This window comes from Paenibacillus psychroresistens (genome assembly GCF_009728935.1).
Taxonomy (GTDB): Bacteria; Bacillota; Bacilli; order Paenibacillales; family NBRC-103111; genus Paenibacillus_AC; species Paenibacillus_AC psychroresistens.
The window spans coordinates 6,493,946-6,517,172 of sequence record NZ_CP034235.1 but is presented as its reverse complement, the minus strand read 5'-3'; the positions used below and the strand labels follow the sequence as shown (position 1 = coordinate 6,517,172).

Annotated in this window: 27 protein-coding genes; 18 read left to right on the top strand and 9 right to left on the bottom strand. The window is 41.8% G+C overall.

Going from position 1 to position 23,227, the window contains the following annotated elements; genetic code table 11:
• The first annotated feature begins 44 nt into the window (after nucleotides 1–44).
• The 4 genes from pflB (at nucleotide 45) to EHS13_RS29565 (ending at nucleotide 4,593) form a co-directional block, all read left to right on the top strand.
• Nucleotides 45–2,315, top strand: a complete 2,271-nt coding sequence (gene pflB / locus EHS13_RS29580) for a formate C-acetyltransferase (protein ID WP_155703826.1) — start codon at nucleotides 45–47, stop codon at nucleotides 2,313–2,315.
• The gene (gene pflA, locus EHS13_RS29575; RefSeq protein ID WP_155705557.1) at nucleotides 2,315–3,034 is read left to right on the top strand and encodes a pyruvate formate-lyase-activating protein; all 720 of its coding nucleotides are present in this window, start codon (nucleotides 2,315–2,317) and stop codon (nucleotides 3,032–3,034) included. Before pflB ends, pflA begins: the two co-directional genes overlap by 1 nt.
• A 466-nt stretch (nucleotides 3,035–3,500) precedes the next feature.
• A complete protein-coding gene (locus EHS13_RS29570) occupies nucleotides 3,501–3,779 on the top strand; it encodes a hypothetical protein (protein WP_155703825.1) in 279 nt (92 codons plus the stop codon).
• Nucleotides 3,780–3,864: 85 nt separating this feature from the next.
• Nucleotides 3,865–4,593, top strand: coding sequence for a Crp/Fnr family transcriptional regulator (locus tag EHS13_RS29565; RefSeq protein WP_155703824.1), 729 nt, complete (start codon nucleotides 3,865–3,867; stop codon nucleotides 4,591–4,593).
• On the opposite strand, the gene EHS13_RS29560 is transcribed toward EHS13_RS29565, so the two are convergent.
• The 3 genes from EHS13_RS29560 to EHS13_RS29550 are packed head-to-tail and all read right to left on the bottom strand — an operon-like array spanning nucleotide 4,590 to nucleotide 6,867.
• Nucleotides 4,590–5,705, bottom strand: coding sequence for a PAS domain-containing sensor histidine kinase (locus tag EHS13_RS29560; RefSeq protein WP_405083524.1), 1,116 nt, complete (start codon nucleotides 5,703–5,705; stop codon nucleotides 4,590–4,592). The two genes, EHS13_RS29565 and EHS13_RS29560, sit on opposite strands and share 4 nt — an antisense overlap.
• A complete protein-coding gene (locus EHS13_RS29555) occupies nucleotides 5,698–6,351 on the bottom strand; it encodes a response regulator (protein ID WP_155705555.1) in 654 nt (217 codons plus the stop codon). Before EHS13_RS29555 ends, EHS13_RS29560 begins: the two co-directional genes overlap by 8 nt.
• Nucleotides 6,352–6,384: 33 nt before the next feature.
• Nucleotides 6,385–6,867, bottom strand: coding sequence for a GAF domain-containing protein (locus tag EHS13_RS29550; protein ID WP_155703823.1), 483 nt, complete (start codon nucleotides 6,865–6,867; stop codon nucleotides 6,385–6,387).
• Nucleotides 6,868–7,065: 198 nt separating this feature from the next.
• Between EHS13_RS29550 and EHS13_RS29545 the strand changes: the two genes are divergently transcribed.
• Entirely contained in the window at nucleotides 7,066–7,614 is a 549-nt protein-coding gene (locus EHS13_RS29545; protein WP_193571456.1) for a DoxX family protein, read from the top strand.
• A gap of 36 nt (nucleotides 7,615–7,650) precedes the next feature.
• Nucleotides 7,651–8,082: a universal stress protein gene (locus EHS13_RS29540; protein WP_155703822.1), complete on the top strand. Its 432-nt coding sequence runs from the start codon at nucleotides 7,651–7,653 to the stop codon at nucleotides 8,080–8,082.
• 69 nt (nucleotides 8,083–8,151) lie between these two features.
• Here EHS13_RS29540 and EHS13_RS29535 read toward each other — a convergent pair whose 3' ends face one another.
• Together EHS13_RS29535 and EHS13_RS29530 are read right to left on the bottom strand one after the other, a co-directional pair.
• Complete coding sequence (locus tag EHS13_RS29535) at nucleotides 8,152–9,870, bottom strand: SulP family inorganic anion transporter (protein ID WP_155703821.1); 1,719 nt, start codon at nucleotides 9,868–9,870, stop codon at nucleotides 8,152–8,154.
• A gap of 5 nt (nucleotides 9,871–9,875) precedes the next feature.
• Nucleotides 9,876–10,220 (bottom strand): ArsR/SmtB family transcription factor, encoded by a 345-nt coding sequence (locus EHS13_RS29530; RefSeq protein ID WP_155703820.1) that lies wholly within the window; start codon nucleotides 10,218–10,220, stop codon nucleotides 9,876–9,878.
• Nucleotides 10,221–10,327: 107 nt separating this feature from the next.
• On the opposite strand from EHS13_RS29530, the gene EHS13_RS29525 reads away from it, so the two are divergent.
• The 3 genes from EHS13_RS29525 to EHS13_RS29515 all read left to right on the top strand — a co-directional run bounded on the left by EHS13_RS29525 (nucleotide 10,328) and on the right by EHS13_RS29515 (nucleotide 12,730).
• The gene (locus EHS13_RS29525) at nucleotides 10,328–11,110 is read left to right on the top strand and encodes a formate/nitrite transporter family protein (RefSeq protein ID WP_155703819.1); all 783 of its coding nucleotides are present in this window, start codon (nucleotides 10,328–10,330) and stop codon (nucleotides 11,108–11,110) included.
• 82 nt (nucleotides 11,111–11,192) lie between these two features.
• Nucleotides 11,193–11,759, top strand: a complete 567-nt coding sequence (locus tag EHS13_RS29520; RefSeq protein ID WP_162463311.1) for a hemerythrin domain-containing protein — start codon at nucleotides 11,193–11,195, stop codon at nucleotides 11,757–11,759.
• Between the two features lie 17 nt (nucleotides 11,760–11,776).
• Nucleotides 11,777–12,730 carry an NAD(P)H-dependent flavin oxidoreductase gene (locus EHS13_RS29515; RefSeq protein ID WP_155703817.1) on the top strand — a complete coding sequence of 318 codons (954 nt, stop codon included), beginning with the start codon at nucleotides 11,777–11,779 and terminating at the stop codon, nucleotides 12,728–12,730.
• Nucleotides 12,731–12,732: 2 nt separating this feature from the next.
• Here the strand turns inward: EHS13_RS29515 and EHS13_RS29510 are convergent, their stop codons facing one another.
• Entirely contained in the window at nucleotides 12,733–13,221 is a 489-nt protein-coding gene (locus tag EHS13_RS29510) for an NUDIX hydrolase (protein ID WP_155703816.1), read from the bottom strand.
• A gap of 268 nt (nucleotides 13,222–13,489) precedes the next feature.
• On the opposite strand from EHS13_RS29510, the gene EHS13_RS29505 reads away from it, so the two are divergent.
• Genes EHS13_RS29505 through EHS13_RS29490 form a run of 4 tightly spaced genes read left to right on the top strand, consistent with a single transcriptional unit; the run spans nucleotide 13,490 to nucleotide 15,529 of the window.
• On the top strand, nucleotides 13,490–13,936 hold the full coding sequence (locus EHS13_RS29505; RefSeq protein ID WP_155703815.1) for an SRPBCC domain-containing protein: 447 nt from the start codon (nucleotides 13,490–13,492) through the stop codon (nucleotides 13,934–13,936).
• Nucleotides 13,933–14,247: an ArsR/SmtB family transcription factor gene (locus tag EHS13_RS29500; protein ID WP_155703814.1), complete on the top strand. Its 315-nt coding sequence runs from the start codon at nucleotides 13,933–13,935 to the stop codon at nucleotides 14,245–14,247. Before EHS13_RS29505 ends, EHS13_RS29500 begins: the two co-directional genes overlap by 4 nt.
• A gap of 35 nt (nucleotides 14,248–14,282) precedes the next feature.
• The gene (locus EHS13_RS29495) at nucleotides 14,283–15,095 is read left to right on the top strand and encodes a class I SAM-dependent methyltransferase (RefSeq protein WP_155703813.1); all 813 of its coding nucleotides are present in this window, start codon (nucleotides 14,283–14,285) and stop codon (nucleotides 15,093–15,095) included.
• Between the two features lie 2 nt (nucleotides 15,096–15,097).
• Nucleotides 15,098–15,529 (top strand): NUDIX hydrolase, encoded by a 432-nt coding sequence (locus EHS13_RS29490; RefSeq protein WP_155703812.1) that lies wholly within the window; start codon nucleotides 15,098–15,100, stop codon nucleotides 15,527–15,529.
• A gap of 162 nt (nucleotides 15,530–15,691) precedes the next feature.
• On the opposite strand, the gene EHS13_RS29485 is transcribed toward EHS13_RS29490, so the two are convergent.
• Entirely contained in the window at nucleotides 15,692–15,955 is a 264-nt protein-coding gene (locus EHS13_RS29485) for a hypothetical protein (RefSeq protein ID WP_155703811.1), read from the bottom strand.
• Nucleotides 15,952–17,625, bottom strand: a complete 1,674-nt coding sequence (locus EHS13_RS29480) for an ABC1 kinase family protein (RefSeq protein ID WP_155703810.1) — start codon at nucleotides 17,623–17,625, stop codon at nucleotides 15,952–15,954. Before EHS13_RS29480 ends, EHS13_RS29485 begins: the two co-directional genes overlap by 4 nt.
• Nucleotides 17,626–17,825: 200 nt before the next feature.
• On the opposite strand from EHS13_RS29480, the gene ytxJ reads away from it, so the two are divergent.
• The 5 genes from ytxJ to EHS13_RS29455 are packed head-to-tail and all read left to right on the top strand — an operon-like array spanning nucleotide 17,826 to nucleotide 22,045.
• Nucleotides 17,826–18,191 (top strand): bacillithiol system redox-active protein YtxJ, encoded by a 366-nt coding sequence (ytxJ, locus tag EHS13_RS29475; RefSeq protein ID WP_162463310.1) that lies wholly within the window; start codon nucleotides 17,826–17,828, stop codon nucleotides 18,189–18,191.
• Nucleotides 18,192–18,217: 26 nt separating this feature from the next.
• On the top strand, nucleotides 18,218–20,011 hold the full coding sequence (locus EHS13_RS29470; protein WP_155703808.1) for a DegV family protein: 1,794 nt from the start codon (nucleotides 18,218–18,220) through the stop codon (nucleotides 20,009–20,011).
• Nucleotide 20,012: 1 nt separating this feature from the next.
• Nucleotides 20,013–20,801 carry a DUF1295 domain-containing protein gene (locus EHS13_RS29465; RefSeq protein ID WP_162463309.1) on the top strand — a complete coding sequence of 263 codons (789 nt, stop codon included), beginning with the start codon at nucleotides 20,013–20,015 and terminating at the stop codon, nucleotides 20,799–20,801.
• Nucleotides 20,798–21,127, top strand: a complete 330-nt coding sequence (locus tag EHS13_RS29460) for a DUF1475 family protein (RefSeq protein WP_155703806.1) — start codon at nucleotides 20,798–20,800, stop codon at nucleotides 21,125–21,127. The genes EHS13_RS29465 and EHS13_RS29460 overlap by 4 nt, the downstream gene beginning before the upstream one ends.
• A gap of 9 nt (nucleotides 21,128–21,136) precedes the next feature.
• Complete coding sequence (locus tag EHS13_RS29455; RefSeq protein WP_155703805.1) at nucleotides 21,137–22,045, top strand: MerR family transcriptional regulator; 909 nt, start codon at nucleotides 21,137–21,139, stop codon at nucleotides 22,043–22,045.
• Here the strand turns inward: EHS13_RS29455 and EHS13_RS29450 are convergent.
• Nucleotides 22,035–23,051 carry a LacI family DNA-binding transcriptional regulator gene (locus EHS13_RS29450; RefSeq protein WP_155703804.1) on the bottom strand — a complete coding sequence of 339 codons (1,017 nt, stop codon included), beginning with the start codon at nucleotides 23,049–23,051 and terminating at the stop codon, nucleotides 22,035–22,037. The genes EHS13_RS29455 and EHS13_RS29450 overlap by 11 nt on opposite strands.
• Nucleotides 23,052–23,227 lie beyond the last annotated feature (176 nt).

The window sequence follows — 23,227 nt, the reverse complement described above, 5'->3', positions numbered from 1 at the left end:
TACGAAGAGAATTTTTTGAAGAAAATTCTGAGGAGGTATTCTAAATGACAATCAGGGCTGAAGTGAAACATATAGAATCAATCGAAAAAAAGGCTTGGCTAGGTTTTAAACCGGGTAACTGGGAGCAGCAAATTGATGTGAATGACTTTATTGAACAGAATTTGACTCCTTATCATGGAGATGCTGCTTTCTTAGCCCCTGCTACAGAAGCTACGAAATTTCTATGGCAGAAAATAGCCGAGCTTACTCGTTTAGAGCGAGAAAACGGAGGCGTATTGGATATCGATTTGAATACGATCTCGACCATAACCTCTCATGCGGCAGGGTATATAGATCAAAGCAAAGAGCAAATTGTCGGTATGCAAACGGATGCCCCTTTAAAACGCTCGATTCAACCCTTTGGCGGCATCCGAATGGTGATTGATGCCTGTGAAGCTTATGGATTCCAACTGCCTAAGGAGATTGAACAAATTTTTACGGATGTTCGTAAGACGCATAATCAAGGTGTTTTTGATGCTTATACTACAGAAATGAAGACGGCCCGTAAAGCAGCTATTATTACTGGCCTTCCTGATGCCTATGGCCGTGGGCGTATCATCGGTGATTATCGTCGTGTAACCTTATATGGTGTGGATTTTCTGATTGCGAACAAGAAAAAAGACTTGCTGAATTTAGAAAATAAAACAATGACAGACACTATTATCCGTGCACGTGAAGAGCATTCCGAGCAAATTCGCAGCTTGCAGGAATTGAAGGTTATGGCACAAAGCTATGGCTTTGATATTTCTAAGCCCGCTGCAAATGCTAAAGAAGCTGTGCAATGGCTTTACTTCGCTTATCTCGCAGCAGTCAAAGAGCAAAATGGAGCGGCCATGAGCTTAGGCCGAGTATCGAGCTTCTTAGATATCTATATAGATCGTGATCTCAAGAACGGGGTTATTACAGAGAATGAAGCGCAAGAACTGATGGACCATTTTATAATGAAGCTGCGGATAGTTAAGTTCCTCAGAACTCCAGAATACAATGAACTGTTCAGTGGCGACCCAACCTGGGTTACGGAATGTATTGGCGGCATGGCATTAAGTGGTGAAACACGTGTGACTCGTAATTCTTTCCGGTTCATGCATACTCTTTATAACCTAGGACCTGCGCCAGAACCTAATTTAACCGTACTGTGGTCGGAAAAGCTCCCGAAAGGCTTTAAAGACTTCTGTGCTAAAGTCTCGATTGAAACAAGCTCGATTCAGTATGAGAGTGATGACTTAATGCGTCCCTATCATGGAGACGATTATGGCATAGCCTGTTGTGTTTCTGCTATGCGAATTGGCAAGCAGCTGCAATTTTTCGGAGCACGTGCTAATTTAGGCAAAGCATTGCTTTATGCGATAAACGGCGGGATCGACGAAAAGCTAGGTATTCAAGTCGCTCCTGCCACTGCGCCGATTACCTCTGAAGTATTAGATTACGATGAGGTAATGCAGAAATATGAGGAAGTATTGGAATGGCTTGCCGAACTCTATATAAACACATTAAACGTAATCCATTACATGCATGACAAATATAGCTATGAACGCTTAGAATTGGCACTGCATGATGCTGAAATTCTACGTACCATGGCTTGCGGAATTGCTGGATTATCTGTTGTTGCCGATAGCTTAAGTGCGATTAAACACACCAAGGTTATTCCAATCCGTAATGACAAAGGCATTGCTGTTGAGTTCGATATAACGGGTGAATATCCGCAGTTTGGGAATAATGATGATCGTGTTGATAAAATCGCACTTGAGATTACTGAATTATTCATGAACAAGCTGCGAAAGCATCATACGTATCGAAATGCGGTTCCGACTCTGTCTATCCTGACCATTACATCTAACGTCGTTTATGGGAAGAAAACCGGGAGCACGCCTGATGGACGTAAAGCTGGGGAGCCGTTTGCTCCTGGTGCGAATCCGATGCATGGCCGTGACCGTAAAGGTGCTTTGGCTTCATTGAATTCAGTCGCCAAAATTCCATATGCTAGCTGTCAGGATGGAATATCCAATACTTTCTCGATTATTCCAAAAGCACTTGGTCGGGAGGAATTAACACGAATTGATAATTTAGCATCCTTGCTAGATGGATATATGGTTAGTGGAGGACATCATCTGAATGTCAATGTGTTTGATCGCTCCAAGCTGCTGGATGCTATGGAGCACCCGGAGAACTATCCTCAACTGACCATTAGAGTATCCGGTTATGCGGTAAACTTTATTAAGCTAACTCGGGAGCAGCAGCTGGATGTCATTAACCGGACATTCCACGGTACGATGTGATGAAGGGGCGCATTCATTCGATTGAGACCTTCGGTGCCTTGGATGGACCAGGCATACGTTTTGTATTATTCATGCAAGGCTGTGCTTTGCAATGTCAATATTGCCATAATCCAGATAGCTGGGATACGACGATTGGGCGTAAAGTTGAGGTTGAGGAGCTACTAAGCGAAATTGAGCCTTATCTTCATTATTACCGCAGCTCTGGCGGGGGAATTACCGTAACGGGTGGAGAGCCGACTTTACAGGCGGCTTTCTTAGCTCGGCTCTTTAAAGAAATTAAAAAACGTTGGGGTCTTCATACGACCCTCGATACTTCAGGCTTTTGTGAGCCAAGCCATCTCAAAGGTTTGATGGAAGGGACGGATTTGGTTTTGCTGGATTTAAAGCAGATAAACCCGGAAAAGCACCTTTTATTGACAGGTCAGTCCAATGAGCGGATTCTCCAATTCGCAGAGTCTCTCTCCAAAATTCATAAACCAGTGTGGATTCGTCATGTGCTTGTACCCGGCCTCACCGATGATTATGCGGACTTGTTTGAATTAGGTCGTTTTATTGGCGGTCTCAGCAATGTGGAACGCATCGAAATTCTCCCTTACCATCGTATGGGAGTATACAAATGGCAGCAAATGAACAAAACATACCCTTTAGAAGGTATCGAGTCGCCAACAGATCAAGAGGTGGAGCGTGCTAGAGCTATTATTGAGCTAGGGCGTGGGTAAATTTGTATAAGAGTAGATATAGTTGCTAACGTCATTTCCGATATACCGGGGATGACGTTTATTTAGATTTGCCTGTAATGCTGAAAAACTCTCTTGAGCACTAAAGTAACCAAGAAAGCTGACTGTAATGCTGAAAAACACTCATAGTGCGACCGAACCAGTAGAGTAAAGCGATATGGCCGCTTTAAAACCAGCTCTCCCGTCGAATGGGTGAATTTAAAGCGACGGCGCCGCTTTAAAACTAGCTCTCCCGTCGAATGGGTGAATTTAAAGCGACGGCGCCGCTTTAAAACTAGCTCTCCCGTCGAATGGGTGAATTTAAAGCGACGTGGCCGCTTTAAAACTAGCTCAATCGCCTAAAGGATGAATTTAAAGCGGCGTGGCCGCTTTAAAAACTAGCTCAATCGCCGAAAGGGTGAATTTAAAGCGGCGTGACCGCTTTAAAACTAGCTCGACCGCCGAATGGGTGGATGCAAAGCGCCGAGGCCGCTTTAAAACCAGCTCAGCCGCCGAATGGGTGAATTTAAAGCGACGTGGCCGCTTTAAAACTAGCTCAATCGCCGAATGGGTGAATTTAAAGCGACGTGGCCGCTTTAAAACTAGCTCAATCGCCGAATGGGTGAATTTAAAGCAACGTGGCCGCTTTAAAACTAGCTCAATCGCCGAATGGGTGAATTTAAAGCGACGTGGCCGCTTTAAATCTAGCTCAACCGCCTATACCCCTAAACCCACTAAGGGGTTTTAACTGTAAAGTTCAGGAGATTCCCTGATTACTTTAAACGGACTCAAGCGGTAAGATAAGGGTATAGGATTTAGAGGAGGCAGCGGCCATGATCGATATGCGTGAGGAGTTAGAAATTTCGGGTGAAACAGCTGATTTTTTTGGAGAAGAGAATTTTGCGAGGCTTCAAAGCATCATGTATCCCAAACAAATTGCTCGTGGTGCATTTCTGTTCTGGGAAGGCGATCTGGCTGATAAGCTTTACTACTTACGATCGGGGCAAATTCATTTAACTAAATCAACTGCAGAGGGTAAAGATTTAATTCTTTCTATCCTTCAAAAAGGGGATTTAATTGGTGAGATTGATGGGAGCGAGGAGACACTTCATAGCTTTAGTGCAATTGCCATCGAAGCCGCTGATATCGGCGTTATTCATAAAAAAGATCTCGACATACTCCTATACAGACATGGAGATTTCGCGATCCAATTTATTAAATGGATGGGCTTGACTCATCGTACAACCCAATCTAAGTTTCGTGATTTATTGCTTTTTGGCAAACCAGGTGCATTGGCCTCTACATTAATCCGCATGAGTAATACTTATGGTGAGAAGCTCCTAGATGGGATTCATCTAAAGCTCAAGCTGACAAATACAGAAATGGCAGATTTAATTGGTACTACACGTGAAGGTGTAAACCGTATTCTGAATACATTAAAAGATGAAGGAACGATTAGCCTAGTGAAAGGTAATATCGTCATTCATCGCTTAGAGGATTTACGTAAAATGTGTAATTGTCCAACTTCCCCGCCTTGTCCTACAGCTATTTGCAGACTCTAATCTGCAAGGGTTTTCGGAGCTGTAAGCACAATACGAGTACCTTTACCTGGCTCTGAGAATATTTCAAGGCTCCCGCCGATACCTCGTGCTCGCTCGTCCATACTGAATAAACCAACACCTTTTTTGTTGAGCTCTCGTGAAAAGCCTTGGCCTTCGTCGTAAATTTGGACTTCAATCTGATTTTCTGTTTCGATCAATTTCACAGTGGCTTCCGCTACATCTGCATATTTACTAATATTCGTCAGAGCTTCTTGAATGATGCGATAGATTGTTGTTTCAATCTGGATATCTAACCGTTTCCGTAAATTCGATTCAAAAAGAATCCGGATAGCAAAATGCTGGGTAAAATTATCAATATAGGTTCGAATTGCAGGTGTGACCCCTAAATCATCAAGCACGGATGGACGAAGCTCCCAAGCGAGACTGCGTACTTCTTCGATAACAGTGGAGACACTACGCCTTAGCTTTTCCAGCTCTGTATTCTCCTGCTGTGAAATAATCCGATCCAATTGAATTAATAGAGCAAACATACTCTGACCGATCCCATCATGCAGCTCACGAGAAAATCGTTTCCGTTCTTCTTCCTGTACATTCAGAACCTGCTTCATCATCATCTTCAATTCTTCTTCTACTCGCTTAAGCTCTGTAACCTCATTGCGAATCGCTAGAAACTGGTAGGGCTTGTTCTTATCATCCAAAAAAGGCACGATTGTTGTGTTAACCCAATAGTAGGTACCATCCTTCGCACGATTCTTAATATCCCCTCGCCAAATACTGCCAGCTGAGATCGTCTCCCAAATATCTTGAATAAAGTCTTTAGAATGAAAGCCCGAATTAATAATCCGATGATCTTTACCCAAAAGCTCCTTGCGTGAATATTGTGAAATATCACAGAATTTATCATTTACATAGAGAATCTTCCCATGATGATCGGTAACGGCGACAATCGATGATTCATCCAAAGCAAATTTCAAGTCTGCCAATTGTTTAAGGGATTGCTGAAGCTCATAGCGAAAATGGATATCCATCTGTTGGGAATCCATCTGATCTAGCAGCGTGTTGACATTCTGGCCAATGACTTCAGGGAATATTAGGTCCAAGTCTCTATTCAAAATTCAACAATCCCTTCTTCATGGCAAATTTGACTAACTCCGGTCGTGTCTTCAAACCAAGCTTCTCCATGAGATTGCTTTTATGGGTTTCTACTGTTTTTACACTAATGATTAAATGTTCTGCGATCTCTCTATTGGCATAACCCTTGGCAATCCAGCCTAAAATTTCTTTTTCCCGATCAGAAAGGGTATCGTAAATATCTTTATTTTCCCCGTTTTTAAGTTTTTCTAGATACTCGCTCATTAAACGCTTGGTTGCCGTTGGGTATAGATAAGCATCCCCTTGAGCAATGGAATGAATCGCTGTAAGCAGCTCTTCATGAGGTGCGTTTTTAAGAATGTATCCGGAGGCACCTGCATGAATCGCACGAAACAAATATTCATCATCGTCATGCATCGTTAAAACAAGGATTGCGATATCTGGAATCAGCTTCTTTAACTCAGTCGTTGCAGTCATCCCATCCTTGCCATGAGGCATGCTTAAATCCATTAGTACAACATCAGGCTTAAGCTCTAGTGCTTTCGCAATGGCTTCATTCCCTTCAGCTGCTTCTCCAATGACCTCGCGCGTTTTATGATCATTTAACAACGTTATTAGTCCAGAACGGACAATCGCATGGTCATCTACAACTAGAATTCGAATCATCATTCTCACCTCTTGATTTAGATTATATCATGCTCACTGGAGAAGTTGCTCAAAGCGATCAATCAAATTTGAGACCAAGTGCAAATCATTGTCTTCATAATAACGATCGGAGCGATTGCCAATCAGCAGCACAGCACGTGTTTCATCCTGTAATTTAATAGGTACTGCTAGTGCGGTATGCAAATGTTCGACCAACATAATGGGATAATCGTGCTGGAGACGTGATAACTCTTTTTCATTCATGACCGCATCAATAATGATGGGGCGTCCTAGCTTCATGACAAGTCCTGCTAAACCACGGCCTAGCTTTTGGGCTAATCGTTTGTAACGCTCATTAGTATTTCCTGAGACGTACAACCAACGAATCCGGCTATCCTGTAGATCAATCCAAGCTAATCCCGAAAAATCACTCGTTGTAATCTTACATAACGAATCCAATTCTTGTTGGATTTCTTGATCAACATTTTCTTCCATTGAAGGATAGATCATTTGTCTCACCTCATTCCACCAGGCCATAACCTAATTACCCTAGGTTATTTAAGTATAGCTTTAGTTGTAGTTATTGTATTTCGGGGAATTCCCTGATTTATAGGATTGAATTTGCTTAGTGAAAGATAGGGGGTTTGCACGGTAAGATTCAGTGTTTCTCCCGATAACAATAGGACTCAGCTCGCGGTATGATGATATCAGGAAAACAAAGAGGAGCTGGCGATCATGATTATGAATTGGCTAAGAGGAAGTAAATATGCAGCGGTATTTTTAACATTGGTTCGGTTATATGTTGGGTATCAATTTTTGAAGGCAGGCTGGCACAAGATTACTGGAGATAAAGCATTTGATGCATCTGGCTTTCTTAAGGGTGCGGTCGCTAAACCGGTAATGGAAAGTGGAACACAAGATCAAGTTTATCCAAACTTTGTAGCGTTTCTCAATCATTTTGCTATACCTAACGTAAAGCTATTCAATGTAATGGTGCCTTGGGGTGAGCTATTCATTGGCATCGGATTAATTCTAGGAGCTTTGACTACAGCAGCTGTATTCTTCGGAATGCTGATGAACTTTACTTTCATGCTGGCAGGGACTGTTTCTAGTAATCCATGGTTGATTTTACTAAGTATCTTCATTATTGTGGCTGGTGCAAACGCAGGTAAATTTGGCGCCGATTACTACATTCTTCCTTATATTCGTCAATGGTACGGCAAAATTGTAAAGCATAACAAGGATGAAGTGACAGGGACTCCTTTAAAGCCTCATTTAAACTAAAAGATAAACTATAAAAGTCACAAGGAGCTGTTGAAGATGCCATATAAAAAAATTCTGGTAGCGTATGACGGTTCCAAAGCATCAGAGGATGCAATCGAGCAAGCGATCATGCTTGCTCGAGATAATGAAGCAACACAGCTAGAGGTTATACATGTCTATAATATGCCAACAATTATCATTGGAGAAGCTATCTTTACACCTGCACCAGGCCAGGAAAAAGAAGCTATTGCCTATTCGCAGGCTATTGTTGAAAAAGCAAAAGGCCATCTAAAAAATACGCCGCATAAAACCGTGACTTTGCACAAAGGAAATCCAGCAAAAGTTATTCTGGAACAAGCTGACGAAACGCATTGTGATCTAATTGTTATTGGAAGTCGCGGACATAGTGGAATTAAGGAATTCATGTTAGGCAGTGTCAGCCATAATGTAGTGATGCACTCTAAAATACCAGTGCTCATAGTGAAATGAGAGTAGAACGAGACCATAAAAAGATCGCTTTTACTCAAAGCGGTCTTTTGCATTTCTATTGATCATTTATTAAGCTTTTTCTGGATCTGATAACAGCCTGCATTCCCGGAAAGCATAGTGTTTACATCCGATACAACGATTCGTATCCAATTGAGTTAGGGCATAATCAATCGCTTCGCCTGTATGCTCGAAAAAGTGATTTTCACCAATGATTGGATAAAGGCCTGTTCGTTTCAGGACATCTTTAGGCTGATGTTTCATTCCTGAAATAAGCACCTGACCAGAAAATGATTGGAAATGCATCACTAGACTCGCAATATTGGCTTCACCCGTCGTATCCATAAAGGGAACTTTACCCATGCGTAAAAGCAATATCTTGGGTCGAAGAGTTATTGTAGACATTAAGGCTTTCCCAAAAATATCAGCTGCCCCAAAGAAAAGGGCGCCTTCAATGGTATATATAGTAATTTGTGGACAGTCATGATCTTCTCCAACCATATGGGGGTAAAGCTTCTCGTGCTTGACGGTGGGATCCGGAAGGACCTTAACCACGGTGAGCATTTCACTCATGCGTTTTACAAATAAGATGACAGCCATTATAAGTCCTACCTCAACAGCGATTGTTAATGTAGTGAAAACCGTCAATACAAATGTAAGGATAAGGACTATGGAATCGGTTGTTTTAGTTTTAAGCACATGGACAAATTCTGCTCGTTCACTCATATTCCAAGCTACGAGCATTAAAATTGGAGCTATGCTGGCAAGTGGGATATGGGATGCGTAGGGTGCAAAAAGGAGAAGCACAATAAGCACAACTATTCCATGAATAATCCCTGAAAAAGGAGATACAGCGCCATTCTTAATATTAGTTGCTGTTCTAGCTATCGCCCCCGTAGCGGGAATGCCGCCAAAAAAAGGTGTAATCATATTGGCAATGCCTTGCCCAATAAGCTCGCGATTGCTATTATGACGGGTTCGGGTCATTCCATCTGCAACAACAGCAGACAAAAGCGATTCAATACTCCCAAGCATAGCGATTACAAAAGCTGGGCTAAGCAATTGCTCAATACGCTCCCATGTAATATCTAATAAATGAAATGCCGGTAATTGGCTGGATATCGCACCGAATGATGAGCCAATTGTCGCGACATCACCTTTAAAGAACACGAAGGCCACTACACTTGAAACAAGGATCCCGACTAAAGATGCTGGGATCTTCGAGAAATATCGAGGTGTTAGCAATAAACAGCATAAACAAATGATCGCTATGATTACACTATTTAGATGAATAGTCGAGAGATGAAGCAACATATCTTTCATATTATCTAGAAACTTTTCATGACGCTGCAGTCCTTGTAAGCCAAGGAAATTAGCAATTTGGCCACTGAAAATAATGATAGCAATCCCAGCTGTAAATCCGATCGTAACAGGTCGAGGGATAAACTTGATTAAGGCACCAAGCTTAAATAAGCCCAATAAAACAAGAATAACTCCAGCCATAAAGCCTGCAATCAGCAGGTTTTCATAGCCATATTGCATGACAATGGCAAAGAGGATTGGAATAAAAGCTCCCGTAGGTCCGGCAATTTGAAATTTGGACCCTCCAAATAAAGAAACCAGAATACCAGCGACGATGGTTGTATAGATGCCATATTCCGGTTTTACTCCGGCAGCAATAGCAAAAGCCATCCCTAATGGAATGGCGATTATGCCTACAATCAAGCCGGAAACTAAATCCTTACGAAATGCAGATACAGTATATCCATAGAACCTTCCAGTCCATTTCATGATAACTAACCTTCTTTTCTGGTGTTTTCGTTCCGCATATCCTCCAATAAAGATATGGTATCGACGAGATGATTATCAAAAATGGCTTTAGCGACTACTAATAAATCTTTTATTAAAGGATCGCGAAGCGAGTAGATCACAGAGGTTCCATCTTTAATGCCATATACAACGTTTTTGCTGCGCAAAATAGCAAGCTGTTGAGATACTGTAGAACCTTCAGAGCCTAGAATAGCCTGCAATTCATTAACATTTTTATTACCTTCACTTAATAGCTCTAATATTCGAATTCTCATAGGATGTGCAAGTGCTTTGAAAAATTCTGTTTTAAACTGGAGAATTTCACGGTTCATTATATTTACTCCTTAATATATATGAATATTTAAATATAAGAATATTATAACACAATTGGTTCAATAAATCTTTCAACTCTTATGTATCCTAAATTGGAGGAATTTATATGTCTTATCATAAACCTCAGCATATTGCAGAATTAACGGTAGAAACGGGCTACAAGAAAGCAATGCTGCCGCTTACTGAATTGCTTGTATTGGGCTTCCTTGGAGGAGCTTTTATTGCGATTGGTTTTCTATTGGATATTCGCATTGTTGCTACAATGCCAGCAGAGTGGGGAAGCTTCGCGGGATTTATTGGAGCTTCCGTGTTTCCTGTAGGGCTTATTTTGGTCGTTGTAGCGGGTGGAGAGCTGTTGACTGGCAATATGATGGCAGTTCCACTTGCTTGGATGGCTGGAAGAATAAAAGCACACCATGTGTTGAAAAATTGGCTGTTAATCACTTTAACTAATTTTGCTGGTGCTTTATTCGTCGCTTACTTTTTCGGGCATGTATTGGGCTTAACAGAGACGGGAGCTTTTCTAACCAAGACGGTTGATTTAGTAGCTCATAAGCTGGATGAAAGCTTTTTGCAGGCTTTTGTTTCTGGGATTGGCTGCAATTGGCTTGTCGCTTTAGCGGTCTGGTTAGCTTACGGTTCAGATGATATTGGTGGTAAAGTGCTTGCCATTTGGTTTCCAACCATGGCGTTTGTAGCCATCGGCTTCCAGCATGTCGTGGCTAACATGTTTTTAATTCCGGCTGCAATTTTTGCAGGTTATTACAATTGGGGGGATTATCTGCATAATTTTGTAGCTGTTTTTCTGGGCAATGCGGCAGGTGGAACCATTTTTGTAGCAGGCATATATTGGGTGGCTTATCTGAGGAAAACACATGAGCTGAAGTGATTTTCATCACTGTTATGCAATAATGGTGCGAGTACTATAAGAGGATAGGATCAATTCTATAATGGAATGGAGAATGATAGTTATGTATAGAAAGGAACTAATTTCATCCAACTCTCTAGAAACTGCTGGACCTACGAAATTTACGAATGTAGTAAAGAGATTAAAAGAAGAGCATTCATCTCTGGAGGAGAAATTGAACCACCTTTATATAAAAGCGGAGCAAGCACAAGGAAATCGGGATATGTCAGTTACTTTGAATTTACTGCTGCTTTTACGGGTTGATGTCAAAAACTTGATGAAGGAGCTAGGCGCACACGAGGAGTGGGAGGAGCTGCAGGTTTATCCAATTGCCTCAGCCTATTTTAAACAGCGAATTCGTCCTTCTATCACACCTTCTATCTGGGTATTGGAAAAAGAGCATGAAATCGTCAAGCAATGTTTTCAGCCCTTTCTGCTGTTATCCAAGGAGATCATTGCCACTGTAGAAAATAATCAGGCTAAGGTCTTTAAGCAGTTGAATCTCTGCCTTGTATATTTACTTCAAGGATGCTCAGTGCTGCAGGAGCATATAGAGCTTGAGGAAGGTTTAATTTATCCACTTGTGGATGAGATTATTGCAGCAATTGGCCACAAAGAAATAAGCATTTAAAAAGGAGAATAAGCTAGATGAGCTTCCCAAAAATGATCATCGAACATATGACACCCCGAATACCAGTCATGCAAGGAGGCATGGGGATTAAAGTCTCTTTAAGCGGTTTAGCAGCAGCTGTTGCCAATGCTGGGGGAATAGGTACTATCTCAGGTACAGGGATTTCAATTGAAGTGTTAAAGGAACATATTCGTAAAGCAAGAGAGCTTACCAATGGGTTAGGTTATATAGGGGTTAATGTCTTATTTGCGATGAAGGATTTTGCGGAAACCATTAAAGCAGCCATGCAGGAGAAAGTTGATTTTATTATTTCAGGTGCCGGATTTTCGCGAGATATGTATGCTTGGGGAAGAGAATATGGGGTGCCAGTGATCTCGATCGTCTCTTCTGCTAAATTAGCTAGATTAGCTCAAAGATTAGGTGCATCAGCAGTTGTAGTGGAAGGCTTTGAAGCTGGTGGACATCTGGGCACGGATAGGCCTTTATTCGATATCCTCCCAGAGGTTGTCGAAGCAGTAAATATACCCGTTATTGCAGCAGGCGGCATTCTTCATGGAGAGGATATAGCCAAAGCAATTCAAATGGGAGCAGTAGGTGTACAGATGGGATCCAGATTTGTGGCAAGTCATGAGTGCGATGCCCATCCGGCCTTTAAACAAATGTATTTGGATTGCAAGGAAGGTGGTACCGTGCTTGTGAAAACAACGGTAGGACTCGAAGGTCGTGCCATTAAAAATCACTTTACCGATATGATCTTTGGAGATAAAAAAGTCAAGATTGATAAATGCGACAGCTGCCTTAAACATTGCTCTTATCGATTTTGCACCAGAGATTCTTTAATGAAGTCAATTGATGGAGATGTAGAGAACGGACTGGTTTTTGCTGGTGCAAGAGTCCATGAAATTAGAGAGATTATGTCTGTACAAGCCATTATGGATACGTTAATGAAAGAGTATGAGTTGGCTACATGAATTCACATTATTACCCAATCATCCAATCTAGCAATTTCAACGTTAGTAACCTGCTTTGATCCCAACCAAACCAGAGCTTGCATGACCAAAGGGGAGCAATTCTCAGTGGTCAATAACTCAAAATCTACCCAACCAACGCCAACGGAATCATTGTCTTCCAAATCAGTAGAATAGGAAAGCTCTCCGCTTAAATGCTCAACTTGATAGTATATGGCAATATGATGAATATGGGTGGTTTCTTGCTTTTCTAGCTTGAAAGGAATGAGGTAATCGAGAACACCTATATTCTCTATAACCGTAATGCTTATCCCCGTTTCTTCTTTAAACTCTCTTCGGAGCGCTTGGGCTAAGGGTTCATTCGGCTCAACTCTTCCTCCGGGAAGATCATATCTATTTGTGTACGGCCCCCCGACCTTATTAATCAATAAAATTTTGCCTTCCTGAATACAAATTCCATACACACCTAGATGTTTGTGCCACTTCTCTTCCATATTACCCCTCCAGGAAAAATGTCCATGCGAATAAAGAGCACTTTGCAACGGCTGATCTATTCAATATATTAAATGATAATGGTATGCTGACAATACCACAAGTGACAGCCGATAATTGTAAGAGCAACAGTAATCAATGGAGAAAATATTAAGGGGAGCTAGTAAAACAAAAGTTTGAAGTAATATAGGTATGACTGTATTATTTTACAATAATAAAGAGCTTGTGTTATCCTATGTGCAACTAATTAGTTTCACATAGGAGGTTTTTATTCTGGAACAGATAACAGTTGTACGAAGTATATTCATTCAAGCATCTCAGGAGCGTGTGTGGAAGGCAGTGACGGAAGCAGAGCAGCTTTCAAAATGGTATTCCCCAGGTTCGCCTTGGGAAATTCCTCTTTTACAAGTAGGAGAGACAGCTTATTTTCATCATTCCCCCAACTCCTACCATGTCGGCACGGAGGTTGTGACTATGCAGGCAACGATAGAGATAGTAGATGCACCAAATCGGTTTGCTCTTCGCTGGGAGCTAGATTCAACAGATGTGGTCATGATAACCACCTTTATACTAGTAAAAGAGAATGACGGTACTCGAGTGACTATAACTGAAACGGGATATGAGACCCGTGAACAAGCAAAACCGACGGAAGCGGGATATGCGATGTCGCTGGAAAACCTGCAGGCACATTTAGAAGGAAAGAGCTTACCCCATTGAGTGCTGAGCTGATTTTTAATGCATTGGGTGATCCCTTGCGCAGGAAGCTGATGGAAACACTTGCTGAGAACAGCCCCCGAACAGCGACTCAGCTTGCGGAAATATACCCCATCACACGCCAGGGTATTCTCAAGCATCTGAATGTACTCCAGAATTCAGGATTGGTAACCGTCCAGCAACAAGGACGTGAAAAACGCTACAATATAACTCCTAAGCCTTTAGGGGAGCTGGAACAATGGGTTCATAACATTGGTGAAAAGTCGGAACAACGCTTGCTTAGGCTTAAGGAAATGCTTGAAAATAAGGAGTGATTTTTATAAAACTGACGATTAATGGAGGTATTTTAATGCAAGACAAGCAAACCGAAATGAACAGATTAGCCTGGAATACTAAAGCATATGATGCATGGTTGATTGAATATGGAGCTCCGGCTGAAGAAGCAGACAAATTAGTGGGAAATCCACAATACCCATTACGTCGTTGGTTGAAATATATAGGTGAGCCCAAGGGGCAACGAATCATTAATCTTCTAGGTTCAACCGGCAGAAAGGCAATATCTCTAGCTATTCTTGGCGCAGACGTAACTATCGTTGATATATCTGAAGATAACAAACGTTACGCTCTAGAGGTTTCAGAGGCAGCAGGTGTTAAAGTGGAATACATAAATGCAGATGTTTTGAACATTCCCAATGAAGAGGATTTAAGGGGCTTTGATTTAGTGCTTATGGAATTTGGAATATTGCATTATTTCTCGGATTTACGGCAGCTTTTCGCGATTGTCGCGCGGATGTTGAAAACGAATGGACGGTTTATTTTGACCGATTTCCATCCTGTTGCAACTAAATTAATCGATATCACTGGCGATAAAGCAGCTTTAAAATCAGATGCTGACTATTTTCAGTCGAAACTTCTCGAAGGTACTATATCTTTTCACGGGATTTTGCCAGAGGAGGAACGAAACGATTTACCCCCAGTAATGCTAAGAAAATGGACGCTTGGGGAGATACTATCCGCTTTGGCAAGTGAGGGAATGTACTTAAGGATTCTTGAAGAAGAACCTAATAAGATTCATAGCCAATTCCCAGAATTCTATACAGTTATAGCCGATAAGATTGTTGCAAATTCACCACTAATTCCAGTTATTAAACAGGAGGTTTAGGAATGTTCATTGTAAATATGGAGGGAGCCATTTATAAAGCGGGAAAATGGTTGGTTATTGAACGCAGTTTAAAGGAAGAACACGCAGGAGGAACCCTTTCACTCGTTGGTGGTAAAGTGGATGAGGAAGGAAATTCGCTGGATATTATGGAAAGAACAATTAGAAGGGAGATTTATGAGGAGGTTGGGATCGAGATTGAACTGAACCCCCAGTTCCTATATAGCTCATCTTTCGTTTTAGATGATGGCAGGCATGTTATTAATGTTGTTTTTCTTTGCGAATATGATCAAGGTACAGCTTATCCCAAAAGCCAGGATGAAGTTGAGGCTGTATATTGGATGACAAGTGATGAAATAATAGACCATCCGAAAGTAACCCCCTGGTTGATAGAGAGCATAGAAAGAGCAGAGAAACAGCGAGCAGCGACCCTATGAAATCATACGTGCCAAAGATTGGTCTCAACAATTACTGGGGAGCAAGAAAGAAGAAAGAACGATTAATCAAGTGCAATTGGATTGGATAGATTGCTTTTATAGTTCAAGCAAAAGTATGGCGTTATTAACGAATCTGTTTCGCTAATAACGCCAATTTTCTGCTTACTTATATTTAGACCAGAAAGAAAGTAAAATTCGCACAAACCACGGCAAACGCCAGCCTGCTTTATCGGCTTGCTTGGCAAAGTTAATGAAAGAACCTCCGACTCGACGCTGCTGCTTGACGGTTTCCTCATCTGTTCTCACTGTGAAACGATATCCATCCTTCAAGCCTTCTATCTTCAATTCTAAATGATCAAATTTCTCAGTGTACTGCTTTTGTGTATCGTCTTCATGGGGAATATGCTCTTTGTTTTCTTCATTCATGCTAAGTCACCTGCCTGTTCTGTTAGTGGACTTGCCATCATGCGCTCAAATTTTTTGTCTAGCGATCTATAATAAACCAGAAACGGCAAGGAGCTCACAGCTGCAGCATAGCCGGCTTCGTGGGATTGAAACGCATAAAGTCCAATTGCTGCCAGCCATAAACTGACGAAAAGCAAGGCTGTAAATTTCTGTTTTTTCTGGTAGTATTTTGTCCAGCCATTAGCTCGGCTTTGCTTAAGTGAAAGCTCACCTTGTCTAATCTGAATTTGCAGCAGCTGCTCCAATTGGAGGGGGAGCCTGAGTATAGCTTTTCCTGTTAGCAATAAAATAGGCGGAATTGAATAGCGGACGTCCTTCCTTTCATTCCCAAAGGTTTTATCTAGCATCGGTTTTGCAATTTCTTTGCCTAAGGCGAGGTAATCGACATCAGGAGCAAGGGTTGCAATCACGCCAGACACAATGCCTGCTGCTCTTCCCAGGAAGGCAAACTCTGCAGGCATTTGAATCGCATTGCCGTTAACGAAGGAACGCAGCTGCGTCATTAATGTCTGAATGGCCTGCTCGTCAAAGCTTTGAAAACCTCTGCTTAAATATAGGTTTGTTGCAGCTTCCATTGCGTCGGCAATTTGAGCTTGATCGGCAACTTTATTCACAAAACGCAGCTCAGCCAAAGCTGTCACCATTAACGGATAATTCTGCAGCAGCAACGCTGAAATCAAGCTTATAAAAGAAGTGCGTTGAGCTCGACTGATACTGCCCATCATCCCAAAATCGATAAAGACAAGCGTGCCATCTGCTTCTAAGCGTATATTCCCTGGATGAGGATCTGCATGGAAGAAGCCATCGACGATTAGCTGCTGCAGGAAGCTCGCGGCAAACCGCTGCACAATTTCCTTGGGCTTTAGGCCGTGCTTATGAAGCGCTTGAAGATCAGTAATCAGAAAGCCCTCGATCCATTCCATGACTATGATCCGCCTGGTTATTAAAGCCGTATAATATTTAGGCACTCTCACCCGTAAAGCAGGGTCAATATTACGCTCAAAGGACTCTGCGTGCTGCATTTCTTGGATGAAATCCAACTCCTTCGAAACTATCTCTACTAATTCGCTGTAAAGTCTGTCCAGATCCAATGATTTACCCCAAGAAGTAAAACGTTTTGTAAGCTTCATAACAATTCGAATGGCACGAAAATCAGCTTGGAAAATACGATCAATCCGTGGACGCTGAATTTTGATTGCTACAGCTGTTCCATCCAGCAGCTTAGCTTTATAAACAACAGCAATGGATGCAGAGGCGACTGCAGCTGTGCCAATTTCCAGCAAATGCTCGGTATAGGGAGCTTGCCACTGCGACTCAAGGACCTTTAAAGCAGCTTCTCTGGGTACAGGTGTTACCTGATCAATTAGACCAGAAAGCTCATCAGTAAAAATAGCAGGTAGCAGATCGGCTCGCGTGCTGAGGAATTGCCCTACCTTAATGAGTATGCCCTCCAAGCTTAACGCTCTTGCTTTGAAGCGCTTAGCTTGCTGCTTGAGCAAGAGCTCCCATTGCAGAGTTAACTCGCGGGGCGGCAATTTTGCTTTTCGTTGCTGAAACCACCAAATCTCCAAGAAAAAACGGATAGACATGGTGGTAATAACCCAAATGCGGTATAAACGGTTTGTTTTCAATGTTATCACCTGCTGAACGCCGAGTAAGAACTGCGTTTCAATTTGTTGTTACCTTTTAAGCGTAGCATTTTACAGAATATACTTGAACAAAATCTATACAATAAATTGATGAAATTGCGGAAATGTCAAGAATTTGTTGAAATATCTACACAAAATATCTATAATTAAGCATGGCTAAAGTTTCATACGAGGAGCAGATAATGAAGATTAAATATATGACCTTTACAAGATCAGAAGATTGGGAGCAAGCTTTGCAGAATAATCAAGATAGACCCTTGCTTTTATTGAAGCACAGTACGGCATGTCCTATTAGCAGTCATGCTTTTGGAGAATTTGTGGTATATACACAAAGGCCGAAGCCTTTAGTGGATTTTGCGCTTGTTCGAGTTATAGAATCTCGTGGAATCTCAAATCAAATTGAAACCGATCTAGTCTTGGAGCATCAATCACCCCAAATCATATTAATTAAACAAAGAAAGGTATTTTGGCATGCCACACATTGGCAAGTAACCTATGAGCGTATAGTTCAGCAGGTCAATCAACTAATCCACCATAATTCCTTTTAACCAAACAGAAGGAGAGACAAGCAAACATGGAAGTACTGAATCATCGGACTTTTTACGATATGATCATATCTGGGGCACAGGAAATTATTTATCATCAAAATGAATTAAATGCCATCAACGTCTTCCCTGTAGCAGATGGTGATACAGGCAACAATCTAGCTCATCTAATGGGCATGATCACAAGGGATTGCATGTGGGGCGACTCGTCCAAGGATACTTTAGAACGAATAAAGCTAGCTTGCATGCGCGGATCACGCGGGAACTCTGGAATGATTTTCTCGCAGTTTATTATTACGATGTGCAATTTCCTGCTGCTCTATCCCGAAGTGAAATATAAGCAGTTTCTTGAGATGTGCGAGCTTTCTGTACAAAGTGCGATAAAATCGGTTGCTGCACCCCAGGAAGGGACAGTCTTGACGGTAATGAAAACCTGGGTACGGGTAATGAAAGAAGCAAGCAGGGGTACCGAAAGCATTCAGCAAGTACTAAAGCAATCTCTTGCTGAAGTCAACACGGCGCTGGAGCATACCAAAAACCAGCTTGAAGTACTGCGTGTTCATAATGTTGTGGATGCAGGAGCTAAAGGCTTTGTGCATTTTTTAAAGGGGTTGATCGAGGTTAGATTGCAGCCTAAACCATTTAATGGAAGCTCATCTGCTAACTTAACTCTGGAAGAAAAGCCGCATGTTTTCGCGGAGCATGAAGAAATTCCATTTCGGTATTGTTCTGAATTTCTTTTTGAAACAGCAACAGACCCAGAGGCTTTGAAAGGACAATTAAGCGATTTAGGCGATTCTTTAGTTATCGTGAGTGACAATGGACTGGCAAAGGTTCATCTACATACTAATGATCCAGCACGGGCTGCAAGGATATTCTCGGACATGGGGAAATTGGTTTACCAGAAAGTGGAGGATATGCATAGGCAATATCAAGGCATTTATCAACGTAAATCTTCGATTGCTTTGGTTGTAGATTCTGCTTGTGATTTACCGCAGGAATGGATGGATGCCTACCAAATTCATATGCTGCCTCTGCAGCTCCAAGTAGGCAAGTCAACTTTCCTAGATAAGGTAACTTTGCAGCCGGACGTATTCTATACCATGCTTGAGGAAAGCACAGAGCAGCCAAAGAGCTCGCAGCCAAACCTACTAAGTGTAGAGCAGCTTTACCAACAGCTTCTTCAGCAATATGAATCCGTTGTTTCTATTCATCTTTCCAAAGAACTGAGCGGCACTTATAATGTATGCTGTATGGCAGCTGAACAAATTGACTCTGCAAGAATTCATGTAGTAAATTCACGCACATTGTCCGGCGCTTATGGTTTATTGGCTTGTCGCATAGCTGAAGCTCTCGAAACAGGAAGCTCTTTTTCTGAGATTAAGCATGCTATTAAAGGCTGGATCCCGAAATCGGAAATTCTTGTTAGTGTGCCAACCTTGAAATATATGCTTCGAGGAGGACGTGTAAGTCCCTTGCAAGGCAAGATTGCAAGGTGGTTGAGCATGAAGCCAATTGTATCTATCGATCACGAAGGAAAGTCGTTGCTATATGGCAAAACTTTTTTCTCCAAATCCAGTCAAGGTAAAATGTTTCAGCTGCTCAAAAGGATTCATCTTAAGCATGGCATAGCTCAATATGCGCTTCTGCATGCCGGCAATCCTGAGAGCATGAAGCAATGTGAACTTGAAATGATTAACATTACAGGCTCCAGGCCTTTATATATTACCAACGTATCCCCTGTGATTGGAGCAAATGCAGGTAAAGGTGCAATTAGTGTAGCTATGTTATTAAATGAGAACAATACGAGAGGTGGAGTCTAAGATGTGGTCCTTATATGCGGTAAGCAGTATTGCTGTATTGATTTTTATGGTGCTGTTTTTTCTAGTAGCCCAAATTATTAAAGATAATTCGATCATCGATATTGGCTGGGGAATTGGATTTGTTATTGTTGCTTTCGTCAGCTTTTTTCATAGCAAAGGTTATGATAGTCGGCAGCTTTTGGTGCTGATCATGGTTGTAATATGGGGCACTCGGTTAGCGCTTCATCTCTATATTCGGTCCATTGGGCGAGGCGAGGATTTCCGTTATGCGAATTTCCGCAAGGATTGGGGCAAAAATGCTTTCATTATAGCGTTCTTTCGCGTTTTTATGATGCAAGGTGTGATTATGCTGCTGCTTTCCTACCCGTTATTGCGTGTTAATGCGGTACAAAGCTCTGGCTTGGATGTATGGGCGGTTATAGGGCTGGTTGTTTGGTGCGTGGGCTTTTTGTTTCAAGCTATCGGGGACTATCAGCTGGAGCATTTTAAGAAAACTCGTACGAACAAAGATGCTATATTGAAAACAGGCTTATGGCGGTTTACACGACATCCGAATTATTTTGGTGAGGCTGCTATGTGGTGGGGCATATTCCTTGTGGTTTTACCTGTTCATTTAGGCTGGACAGCTGTGTTCAGCGCTTTATTCATCAACCTGCTTCTACTCAAAGTGTCAGGTGTTCCTTTTCTTGATAAAAGATATGCAGGCAATGAAGCCTATCAAACATACAAGCAGGAAACCAACCTATTTATTCCATGGTTCCCTGCTGCTAAGAAAGCAAAGTCCTTATGAAGATAGCCAAAATCATTAGCTTTTTGTTATTGTTGGGGATGACGATCGGTATAACCTTTGGACTGATTGAAGGTGATTTTTGGGGAGACGGCTCTGTCTTGATGGGATTGCTTTGGGGCAAACTGACTTTAGTTGATTTCTATGTGGGGATTACGCTGTTTTCGGGCTGGGTTATCTTTCGTGAATGCTCTTGGTGGCGCTCTATGCTCTGGATTATCCTGTTGATCCTTCTAGGAAATTGGACAACTTCGCTTTATGTTTTTATAGCATTGATTCAAAGCAGGGACAGCTGGTCTGCCTTTGGTTATGGCAATAGAAGAAAGTGAGTGGCTAAGATGTACAATAGTAAAATGATTGTCAAGCAGCTTGGTCTGTCAGCGGGAACACTTCGCGCTTGGGAAACACGATATGGCGTAATTCAGCCTGTTAGGACGGAGGGCGGCCATAGATTATATTCGGACGAGGACTTGGCAGACCTGCGTTGGCTGAAGATGGAGACCGAGGATAAAGGCATAAGTATTCGTCACGCTGCTCAGCAGTTGATCAAGAATAAAGCCCTGCAGGCGGAAGCCTTGCCCTTATCCAGCTACAAGACACCGGAACCAAAAGCATACTTTATAGACATGCAAAATAATCTTTATGCTCATTTAGTTGATTTTGATGCGGGTAAGTCTAATGCATTAGTTGATCTCGGGTTTTCAATGTACCAATTTGACGATATGTTCCATGAGGTTCTGGTTCCGCTAATGGCGCGAGTTGGTGATGAATGGGAGCGGGGAACCATAACGGCGGTGCAGGAGCATTTTATTAGCCATTTTGTGCAGCTGCGGTTTGCGCAATTTTTTCGGCTATTTCAGGTTGATTCAACGAAACCGAAGGTTTTAGCCTTGTGCCCATCTGGAGAACAGCATCAGGTAGGGCTGTTGTTGTTTTCATTATTCCTGCGCCGCAAAGGACTCGATGTGATTTATATTGGTGCAGATACCCCGCTAGAGGGGATCAGCCAATTAATCCTTGTTAAAGATATTCAGTTTCTCTGTTTATCATTAACGAATCCAAAACGTCTCAAAGCGGGATTGAGCTTCATAGGAAGCATCCACAAGGAAGTGCCTGAAGTGGAGCTTGTATTAGGCGGAAAGGCATTTAATGGCCTGCCAAAGGGACATTCCTTGTATCCTTATGTCATTGGGCAATCCATGGAAAGCTGGGAGATGTGGTATCAGAGAGAAGTGATTAAGACCTGATCTCCCTAACGCTTTCTCTACTAACAAGCTCAGTAGTCAGAACCTTTTGCGGGGATACGTTTCTACCTTCTAGCATATCAACGAGCATTTGAGTTGCTTGGTAGCCTATTTCGTATTTATTCTGATTAATTGTTGTCATAGGAGGAGTAGCGTAACCAGATAAACTAATGTTATCAAAGCCAACGATGGAAACATGCTCAGGTACATTTTTACCAAGTATTCGGATCCCTTGCATAGCACCTAGCCCCATTAAATCGCTTGCACAGAATATAGCCGTGATATCTGGAGCCGTTGTAAGTAGTCGAATAGCTGCCTCTAATCCACCCAACTCTGAGAACTGTCCATCACCTACAATGCTTTCATCATAAGGAATACTCGATTCCTGCAAGGCAAGCTTGTACCCCTCTAATCTTTTAATGCTTACCTCAGCTTTGGAATGGCCATTAATCATTGCAATACGGCGATGACCTTTTGTGATTAAATGGTTAACTGCCTCTTTCGCTCCATTAATATTATCGGAGGTGATTAGACCGACATTTTTCCCTTTGATAGATATATCAATAATTACAGAGGTGATAGATGAGCTCACGATTTCTTGAATATAAGCATCATCCAAACGTATGCCCATAATGATCACTCCGTCCACTCCCCGTTCATGACATAACGCCTTATAAGATTTAACCATTTGCTTCTGTGAATTAGTGCTAAATAAGACAAGGTCATAGTTCAGCTCCCCAGCTCGATCATTCATCCCACAGAGAATTTCAAAAGCAATATTATCCTTGCTGCTGCTTCGAGTGACACTTGAGAGAAGCAGTCCAATTGTATTGGTCTTCTTAACTACTAAACTTCGCGCTGCAATATTCGGGGAGTATCCCAGATCAAAAGCAATCTGTTTGATTTTCTTCTTCGTTTCTTCATTTACATCAAAATAATCATTTAATGCTCTAGAAACAGTTGTAACGGAAACGTTAGCTGCTTTGGCAATATCTTTAATGGTAGTCATCGGTACCTCCGAAACGTTTCTAATTGGTTATTTGTTATCATTATTGTAAGCGATATTGATATTTTGAGCAATAAAAACCTAATAATCAGCTAAATTAGAGATGGTATGCATAAAAAAACAATAAAAAATAGATTGATTTTTAAATTAATCATGCATATAATGGCAATACGGGGCGA

What these genes read in the sequence shown, in the direction of transcription:
- pflB (WP_155703826.1), top strand. Translation starts at nt 45, where the DNA reads ATGACAATCAGGGCTGAAGTGAAACATATAGAATCAATCGAAAAAAAG.
- pflA (WP_155705557.1), top strand. Translation starts at nt 2,315, where the DNA reads ATGAAGGGGCGCATTCATTCGATTGAGACCTTCGGTGCCTTGGATGGA.
- EHS13_RS29565 (WP_155703824.1), top strand. Translation starts at nt 3,865, where the DNA reads ATGATCGATATGCGTGAGGAGTTAGAAATTTCGGGTGAAACAGCTGAT.
- EHS13_RS29555 (WP_155705555.1), bottom strand. Translation starts at nt 6,351, where the DNA reads ATGATTCGAATTCTAGTTGTAGATGACCATGCGATTGTCCGTTCTGGA.
- EHS13_RS29550 (WP_155703823.1), bottom strand. Translation starts at nt 6,867, where the DNA reads ATGGCCTGGTGGAATGAGGTGAGACAAATGATCTATCCTTCAATGGAA.
- EHS13_RS29545 (WP_193571456.1), top strand. Translation starts at nt 7,066, where the DNA reads ATGATTATGAATTGGCTAAGAGGAAGTAAATATGCAGCGGTATTTTTA.
- EHS13_RS29540 (WP_155703822.1), top strand. Translation starts at nt 7,651, where the DNA reads ATGCCATATAAAAAAATTCTGGTAGCGTATGACGGTTCCAAAGCATCA.
- EHS13_RS29535 (WP_155703821.1), bottom strand. Translation starts at nt 9,870, where the DNA reads ATGAAATGGACTGGAAGGTTCTATGGATATACTGTATCTGCATTTCGT.
- EHS13_RS29530 (WP_155703820.1), bottom strand. Translation starts at nt 10,220, where the DNA reads ATGAACCGTGAAATTCTCCAGTTTAAAACAGAATTTTTCAAAGCACTT.
- EHS13_RS29525 (WP_155703819.1), top strand. Translation starts at nt 10,328, where the DNA reads ATGTCTTATCATAAACCTCAGCATATTGCAGAATTAACGGTAGAAACG.
- EHS13_RS29520 (WP_162463311.1), top strand. Translation starts at nt 11,193, where the DNA reads ATGTATAGAAAGGAACTAATTTCATCCAACTCTCTAGAAACTGCTGGA.
- EHS13_RS29515 (WP_155703817.1), top strand. Translation starts at nt 11,777, where the DNA reads ATGAGCTTCCCAAAAATGATCATCGAACATATGACACCCCGAATACCA.
- EHS13_RS29510 (WP_155703816.1), bottom strand. Translation starts at nt 13,221, where the DNA reads ATGGAAGAGAAGTGGCACAAACATCTAGGTGTGTATGGAATTTGTATT.
- EHS13_RS29495 (WP_155703813.1), top strand. Translation starts at nt 14,283, where the DNA reads ATGCAAGACAAGCAAACCGAAATGAACAGATTAGCCTGGAATACTAAA.
- EHS13_RS29490 (WP_155703812.1), top strand. Translation starts at nt 15,098, where the DNA reads ATGTTCATTGTAAATATGGAGGGAGCCATTTATAAAGCGGGAAAATGG.
- EHS13_RS29485 (WP_155703811.1), bottom strand. Translation starts at nt 15,955, where the DNA reads ATGAATGAAGAAAACAAAGAGCATATTCCCCATGAAGACGATACACAA.
- ytxJ (WP_162463310.1), top strand. Translation starts at nt 17,826, where the DNA reads ATGAAGATTAAATATATGACCTTTACAAGATCAGAAGATTGGGAGCAA.
- EHS13_RS29470 (WP_155703808.1), top strand. Translation starts at nt 18,218, where the DNA reads ATGGAAGTACTGAATCATCGGACTTTTTACGATATGATCATATCTGGG.
- EHS13_RS29465 (WP_162463309.1), top strand. Translation starts at nt 20,013, where the DNA reads ATGTGGTCCTTATATGCGGTAAGCAGTATTGCTGTATTGATTTTTATG.
- EHS13_RS29460 (WP_155703806.1), top strand. Translation starts at nt 20,798, where the DNA reads ATGAAGATAGCCAAAATCATTAGCTTTTTGTTATTGTTGGGGATGACG.
- EHS13_RS29455 (WP_155703805.1), top strand. Translation starts at nt 21,137, where the DNA reads ATGTACAATAGTAAAATGATTGTCAAGCAGCTTGGTCTGTCAGCGGGA.
- EHS13_RS29450 (WP_155703804.1), bottom strand. Translation starts at nt 23,051, where the DNA reads ATGACTACCATTAAAGATATTGCCAAAGCAGCTAACGTTTCCGTTACA.